Here is a 7,403-nt window from a genome sequence, read left to right on the forward strand (position 1 = left end):
TTTATTATTAATTAACCGCTGGTAACAAATATTCTTCTATCATTTTATCAGCTTGTAAATGTGAATAAGGTTTGTTGTAAGCTCTTGCTGTAATTACGATTACTAAAGGTATTTCGGTGAAAATGACAATTTTATTTCCGCCATTTCCGTTAGATTGGTAGGATTCAAAACTTTTGCCTCCGACTTTATAGACTTTTCTCCAAAATAAATATCCGTAGCCTTCAAAATCTTTGTTGTCGCTAAAATAATTAGTGAAAGATTTTTTCACCCAGCTTTTATTAAGGATATTTTTACCATTCCAGACCCCATTATTTTTATACAATTGTCCGAATTTCGCAAAATCTAATGCTTTCATACGTAAACCACCTGCTAAAGAAGGTTTTTGCTGAGGTGTAAATTGCCATTTGTAATCGGTGATTCCAAGAGGTTGGAATAATTTTTTATCAGCATAATTTTCCAAACCATTCTGGACAGATTTGTCTAAAATATCTCCAGTTAAAACGACTCCGGCTGTAAAATAATTCCAGTTTTCTCCAATTTTATTTTCGCTCATCGGCAAGTCAAGAACAAATTTCACCCAATTTTCTGTCGGATACATATTTTCTTCATTTCCTAAAGATTCTCCATCCTGATCATTTCCTTCAAAAGCAGAGCTCATTGTCAGCAAACTTTTAATAGTAACGCTGTCTTTTTTAGAGGAATAGTTACCGAAAGATTTTAAATCGTAAAAATTTTTAAGATTCTGATTTTCATTTTTAATATATCCGTCTTTGATGGCAATTCCCATCAATGCTGAAGAAAATGATTTCCCTACAGAACGAGTATCGTTTAAACTGTCTCTTTTATATTCATTAAAATATTCTTCAATCAGAAGTTTTCCATTTTTAATAACTACAATTCCTGTAATTTCCCGAAATCTGTTTTCTACAATTTTTTTGTTTAAAGCCCTAATTTTTTCCTCATTAAATTTTTCGTTTGAAACTTTCCAACCGCTGTTAGATTGAATTTTTTGAATAGCAATTTGCTCTTCAGAAATATTTTTTTGTGGAATAATGAGTTGAATTTCTCCTTCTGCAATTATGTTTCCAATCTTTAAAGTTGAAGTTTTCAGATAAGGCTTAATTTGAATTTTCAATTTATGGTTTCCGCTTTCCAAAGCATCAATTCCGCCGTTTGAATAATAAAATCGCATCCACAAATATTTTCCCCAAGAATCTTCGTTGTTTGTACTCAGAAAAGGAATTCTGAAACTCGTTTTTATCTTTTTACTTTCAACGGTTCCCGCACCTGAATTTAAATTTTCTGTGTAAATCAGTTTTCCATCAACCAGAAAATTGAATTGATAATTTCCTTTTTTCAACAATTCTTCGGCAGTTAACGTTGGATCAATTTGGTGTAGATAATTAACTAAAGAATTATCCAGAAAAATACGAAGGTCAAAATTCATATTTTCCTGAAGTGTGATTGTTTTTAAAAGATCAGATTCATTCAGATTTTCTAACGGAATGACTTTGTCTAAAAATACAATCTTATTTAAATGATTTTTTTGAACTGAATTTTCGATCCTTTCCGGCTCAACAATGTTTTTAGTTTGACTAAACGAAAATCCGAAAACTAAGGTCAGAATAAATAAAAAGGTAGATTTCATTATAAATTTCATCAGACAAAAGTAGAGTACAGGTTTCAAATTAAATAGAACAGAATTAACATTCTCCTATTTTAAAATCTGTTTATATTTTAATGGAGTCATTCCTATGTTTTTCTTGAAACAACGAATAAAATGACTTTGATCCGAAAATCCGCATTCCAATGCAACTTCCGATAAAGATTCGTATTTGTTGAGAATTGTCAATGATTTTTCAACCTTTAATTTCCTGACATATTCTCCCAAATTACATTGAAAATGTTTTTGAAAATCTCGGCTCAAGTGAATCGGATGAATATTTAAAGTTTGTGAAAGTTCGTTCAGGTTTAATTTTTCTGAGAAACTTTGATGTAGAATTTCTTTAATTTGTTTTACCCAAACTGGTTTCTTTTCAATGTTTTTTTCTTGATAAGACATTTGTTCAAAAAGATTCAACAAAAACTGATTAACAGAGAGTTCAAAAGAATTGTCATTCAGTTTCGTTTCTTTGAAAATTTGATAAATAAGTAATTTTAAGGCTGGATTTTTAATGTTGAAACTTCCTTCAACTGTGTGTTTTGAAATTTGAAATTTTTCAAACCAATTTTCTGAAATTTCAAGATGAAAACCTCTGGTAAATACTTCTGGTTTTATATTGTAATGTGCATCTTCCCAGTGATGATACAGTAAAGCTCCGGCAGAACAATCGTAAATTTCCGTTTTATTTCCCTCCTTCATATTTCCCTGCAACAGAAAAGTGAAATACGGATTTTCGTGGTAATGCCAATCGACAAAAGAATGCGTATATTCTGTATCAGTGATTGTTAAACCATCAAAACTCAGGGTTTCATTGGTTTGCCCGAAAAATTCGCCGTTACGAAGTGTATTCATTTCAGTTTTTGCTTTAAGTTTTCAATTTGGTCATACATTTTATTGAAAAACATTTTCCGTTCTCTATTTCCGGAAGTATTTAATGATTTTGAATTTTTAATTTCGTGTTCGAAATAGGTTAATGTGTCATTACAAGTGTTCTCATCGTTCGTCATCATGTATCCAAACATATTAAAAGGAATAAAAAATGAGGATTGATATTCATTTTTAAATAAAATATTATTGCTTAGAATGACCAAATCATTTACATAAAAATTAAATTCTGGATTATGCTGAATTTTATACTCAATTTTTTGAAGAACGCTTTCCACTTCCTCCAAAATCAGTACGATATCTTGATATTTCAAAAGCCCCATCTCAGAGTAAAAAGAGATTTGCATCAAAATACTCATAATCGTGGTGTCATTCCAGACTTCGGTCACATTTTGATTTTCGTATAAATCTTTCAGCATTTCGTTTTTTGGAGAATGGTAAGGCAAATCAAAATCTTCAAATGGACCTAGGAATTTATCTTCATTCAACAAATTCATCCAAACATAAAATTTGAAACGTGACAAAATAGTATTCGAAATCGTATAGAAAAAAGGAATGTCCTTCGCCGAATAATATACTTTTGACTGATTGATGCTCTGAAAAACATTTAAAATCTTCAGTGAACTTTCAAAAAAATACAATAGATCTTCCTGAGTTTTTACGGGTTTTGTTCTTTTTACCACCAATTGGTTTTCCGTTCCCAAAAACTGATCAATCGAAATCTGATAATATTTTGCCAATTCTAAAGCTTCTTCAAAACTGAATTTTGCCTTCATCGAAGTTCGTCGGTGTGCTGCATCATAACTGATATTTAGAATATTGGCAATCTCGTCATTCAAAGATTTATCCCCGATTTTCTTTCTGATTTGTTTGAGTAAGATTTCTTGGTGCATTCTTTTTGCGATTTTCACAAATGTAGCTATTTATTTTAATTTTTTTTCGCATTCGAGTGAGATTGTTCTGTTGGTAGTTTTGATTTATAATTTAAAATCAAATATTATGAAAACGAATCTATTATCAATCGCAATGTTTGTGAGTTCAATGTTTTTCGGACAAGATAGTTTGAGGACAAAGAGTGCGTTCTTTACGGTAAATCCTCAGAAAGTTATTGTCAAAACAACTACAGGAATTAATGTAGGAGTGATGGATGATTATTTAAAACAAAAAATTCACGGAATCAATATTCAGGCAAATCCGATAAGTTTAATTTATCCTTTAATTCCTCATGCTTTGCCGGTTCCTCCGGAAGCCAAATCTACAGTTACCATCAATGGTTTGCATATTTCAACGGGAGGATTGATGGATGGAGAAAAATTGAATGGTTTAGGAATTTCCATTTATCATCACTGCAGAATTACCAACGGAGTTTCGGTCAATTTTTATAACAATACTTCAGGAATTTTAAATGGAGTTCATATTTCCGGATTTGTAAATAGTTCAGAGAAAGGAAATGGTTTAACGATGGCTTTTCTGGGCAACTATTCTGAAGATTTTTCGGGAGTACAAGTTTCATTGTCTAATGAATCGAAAAAAATGAGAGGAATGCAAATTGGTTTCGTCAATAAAAGTAAAAACTTAAAAGGAATTCAGATCGGTTTGTGGAATATCAATGAAAAAAGAAAATTTCCGATCATCAACTGGAATTTCAAATCAAAAAAACTGAAATCATGAAAACAATACCTTATATATTAATAGGCATAAGATTTTTTCTTGCACCAATTATCATTTTACTTTCTTATTCGAAAGGTGCCGAATCAAAATTTGCAATTCTGACTTTAATGTACTTCGGATTACTCACAGATATCTTTGATGGAATTATCGCAAGAAAAGTAGGTGTTTCATCCGAAAAATTAAGACGACTCGACAGTCAGGTTGATTTAGTTTTCTGGCTATCTTTAGGTTTTGCAGCGTATTTTCTAAATCCAACGTTAATAAGAGATGAATGGCAAAACATTTTATTAATTTTTACAATGGAAGCTCTTTGCTATATAATAAGTTGGATAAAATTCGGGAAAGAAACTTGTACTCATGCTTGGGTTTCAAAATTGTGGGGTTTGAGTTTGCTATTATCTTTCACTTATTTGATAGGTTTTCAGACGATAGGTTGGGCTTTCGATTTGACCATTATTCTTGGTTTCATTTCTCACTTAGATGTCATTCTGATTATTTTGATTCTTCCAAAGTGGAACTACGATGTTCCCAGTTTCTGTCACGCCTGGAAAATCAGAAATGGAATACAGAGAAAAAAGACAACATTCTTTAACTAATAATTGATTTTTTAGAATTAAATGGTGATTTTTAAATCGAACGGCGTAATAACCAAAAATTACGCTGTTTTTTGTAACTTTGCAAACATTAATTTTTTAGAAAAATTTTATCATCAACAAATGAAAAAGCAGACGATTAAAGAAGTCCTACAAGACTACAAAAAAGTATTACATCATGACATTACAGTTTACGGTTGGGTAAGAGCATTCCGTTCAAATCGCTTTATTGCGCTAAATGATGGTTCTACGATTAATAATTTGCAAATTGTAGTTGATTTTGAAAATTTTGACGAAGAAATTATCGGCAAAATCAGTACGGCTTCTTCACTGAAAGTAGTAGGAGAGGTCGTAGAAAGTCAGGGAGCCGGACAAACTGTAGAAATTATCGCTAAAAAAATTGTTATTTTAGGAGATAACTTTACCGAAGAAAGAGACAGAACGATTTTGCAGCCAAAAAAGCACTCTTTGGAGGTTTTGAGAGAACAGGCGCATTTAAGATTCAGAACAAATTTGTTTGGGGCAGTTTTCAGAGTGCGTCACGCAGTGAGTTTTGCAATTCACTCATTTTTCAACAAAAACCAGTTCTTTTACATCAACACACCGATTGTAACCGGAGCAGATGCAGAAGGAGCAGGTGAAATGTTTGGAGTAACCAACTTTGATTTAAATAATATTCCAAGAGACGAGCAAGGCGACATCGATTTTGCTCAGGATTTTTTTGGGAAAAAGACAAACCTAACAGTTTCAGGACAGCTTGAAGGAGAAACTGCAGCAATGGGATTGGGAAGAATTTATACTTTCGGACCCACTTTCCGTGCAGAAAATTCAAACACAACCCGTCACTTAGCTGAATTTTGGATGATTGAGCCTGAAGTTGCTTTCAATAACCTGGAAGATAACATCGATTTGGCAGAAGATTTCTTAAAATATGTGATTCAGTATGTTTTAGATAACTGTAAGGATGATTTAGAATTTTTAGACAAACGTTTTGCCGAAGAACAAAAATCTAAACCGGAAAAAGACAGAGCAAAAGAAGGTTTAATTGAAAAGCTTGAAAACGTAATTGCTAAACGTTTCAAAAGAGTTTCTTACACCGAAGCAATTGAGATTTTATTGAATTCAAAAGAAAATAAAAAAGGAAAATTTGCTTATCCAATCGAAGAATGGGGTGCAGATCTTCAGTCTGAACACGAAAGATTCTTAGTTGAAAAACACTTTGAATGTCCTGTAGTTTTATTTGATTATCCTAAAGAAATTAAAGCATTCTACATGAAATTGAACGACGATAATAAAACAGTTGCTGCAATGGATGTACTTTTCCCAGGAATCGGTGAAATTATCGGTGGTTCGGAAAGAGAAGCAAGATTAGACGTTCTGAAAACAAAAATGGCAGAAATGCACGTTGACGAGGACGAATTGTGGTGGTATATGGATACCAGAAGATTCGGGTCTGTTCCTCACGCAGGTTTCGGGCTTGGTTTAGAGAGATTGGTTCTTTTCGTAACAGGTATGACTAACATTCGTGACGTTATCCCTTTCCCAAGAACTCCAAAGAACGCAGAATTTTAAGTAACAATTACATATATATAAAGATGTCTCTGAATTTTCAGGGACATTTTTTATTATATATAGAAAAGATTCTTCAATTTTACTTGCGAATTATCTCCTGCTTTCCAACTCAATTTCTCTCCGACTTTTTAGGAGCTATTTCCCGCTCTCCGCACTCGCTATTTTCTTTTTCAAAGAAAATGAGCTCAAACAAAGCTGCGATCGGGGCTAGAATTGCAGTCATAAATAAAAAATTTGGTGAGTTCAGGTAAACTTCAGTTAAAATATTGCTCCTAAAAAGTTGATTAAAATAATTTCCACTTCTACAAAGCTCCAGAGGAGCGATAGCTTTGTAGAATATACAGAATGATTAAAGCTTAGAGCTCCGTAGGAGCGGCACTTTTCGTTAATATATAAATATCAAAATAATCTGTTGGCTTAATTTTTGTGAGCAAGTCTACATAGATTTGCTTTCCGTAGCCAAGAATACAATATTATTTCGATGTTCAAAATCTGTATTTTATGAGCTAATTTCTTAACAATACCTGAGAAAACCCACTTCTTTACCTTTTATAAAATAATATGAACATTGTGGATAACTCTATTGCACTATTCAATGTCTGTTAAACCAGTGTTTTACTTTAATACTTTTCCACAATCAAAATAATTGATTATTAAATATTTGTTTCATGTAAATAACTGCTATATCTTTGCCCCACTGAAAAACGAGAGTTATTAGGTAGCGCAGAGGAGCTTTTAGATAAGCGTAGAACATTTAAGAAATACTTTTATTAAGGATGGGGTTGTCGAAAGATAAGCCACGAATTAATAAAGATATGAATCGAAAAAAAACTTTTAAATTTTTAGAGATAATAGTTGTGAAAGTTAAAAAGATTTGTATCTTTGCAATCCCAATACGGGAAGCGCAGGAGTAGAGGTTGAGAGAATGTAAAAATAGGGAATTAAGGTTACTTAAAAAACTTTAAATTTTTTACAAAAACATTTGGTCAATTAGAAATAAAGTTTTACTTTTGCACACG

The 7,403-nt window shown here is 32.0% G+C and carries 6 protein-coding genes; 3 read left to right on the plus strand and 3 right to left on the minus strand.

The genetic code is table 11. The features are described 5' to 3' along the window. Window positions 1-7: 7 nt before the first annotated feature. The 3 genes from OF897_RS20085 to OF897_RS20095 all read right to left on the minus strand — a co-directional run bounded on the left by OF897_RS20085 (window position 8) and on the right by OF897_RS20095 (window position 3,441). Window positions 8-1,648: a serine hydrolase domain-containing protein gene (locus OF897_RS20085; protein WP_267267450.1), complete on the minus strand. Its 1,641-nt coding sequence runs from the start codon at window positions 1,646-1,648 to the stop codon at window positions 8-10. Window positions 1,649-1,714: 66 nt separating this feature from the next. Then, complete coding sequence (locus tag OF897_RS20090) at window positions 1,715-2,515, minus strand: AraC family transcriptional regulator (protein WP_267267451.1); 801 nt, start codon at window positions 2,513-2,515, stop codon at window positions 1,715-1,717. Then, complete coding sequence (locus OF897_RS20095) at window positions 2,512-3,441, minus strand: helix-turn-helix domain-containing protein (RefSeq protein WP_407648365.1); 930 nt, start codon at window positions 3,439-3,441, stop codon at window positions 2,512-2,514. Before OF897_RS20095 ends, OF897_RS20090 begins: the two co-directional genes overlap by 4 nt. A gap of 106 nt (window positions 3,442-3,547) precedes the next feature. Between OF897_RS20095 and OF897_RS20100 the strand changes: the two genes are divergently transcribed. The 3 genes from OF897_RS20100 (at window position 3,548) to asnS (ending at window position 6,384) form a co-directional block, all read left to right on the plus strand. Then, window positions 3,548-4,219 carry an LA_2272 family surface repeat-containing protein gene (locus tag OF897_RS20100; protein ID WP_267267453.1) on the plus strand — a complete coding sequence of 224 codons (672 nt, stop codon included), beginning with the start codon at window positions 3,548-3,550 and terminating at the stop codon, window positions 4,217-4,219. After that, window positions 4,216-4,815, plus strand: a complete 600-nt coding sequence (locus OF897_RS20105) for a CDP-alcohol phosphatidyltransferase family protein (protein WP_267267454.1) — start codon at window positions 4,216-4,218, stop codon at window positions 4,813-4,815. Before OF897_RS20100 ends, OF897_RS20105 begins: the two co-directional genes overlap by 4 nt. A gap of 120 nt (window positions 4,816-4,935) precedes the next feature. Continuing rightward, the gene (gene asnS, locus OF897_RS20110; RefSeq protein ID WP_267267455.1) at window positions 4,936-6,384 is read left to right on the plus strand and encodes an asparagine--tRNA ligase; all 1,449 of its coding nucleotides are present in this window, start codon (window positions 4,936-4,938) and stop codon (window positions 6,382-6,384) included. Window positions 6,385-7,403 lie beyond the last annotated feature (1,019 nt).

It is taken from the genome of Chryseobacterium formosum (genome assembly GCF_026460885.1).
Taxonomy (GTDB): Bacteria; Bacteroidota; Bacteroidia; order Flavobacteriales; family Weeksellaceae; genus Chryseobacterium; species Chryseobacterium formosus.

Coding starts and splice junctions, on each gene's coding strand:
- OF897_RS20085 (WP_267267450.1), bottom strand. CDS start 1,648: ATGAAATCTACCTTTTTATTTATTCTGACCTTAGTTTTCGGATTTTCG.
- OF897_RS20090 (WP_267267451.1), bottom strand. CDS start 2,515: ATGAATACACTTCGTAACGGCGAATTTTTCGGGCAAACCAATGAAACC.
- OF897_RS20095 (WP_407648365.1), bottom strand. CDS start 3,441: ATGCACCAAGAAATCTTACTCAAACAAATCAGAAAGAAAATCGGGGAT.
- OF897_RS20100 (WP_267267453.1), top strand. CDS start 3,548: ATGAAAACGAATCTATTATCAATCGCAATGTTTGTGAGTTCAATGTTT.
- OF897_RS20105 (WP_267267454.1), top strand. CDS start 4,216: ATGAAAACAATACCTTATATATTAATAGGCATAAGATTTTTTCTTGCA.
- asnS (WP_267267455.1), top strand. CDS start 4,936: ATGAAAAAGCAGACGATTAAAGAAGTCCTACAAGACTACAAAAAAGTA.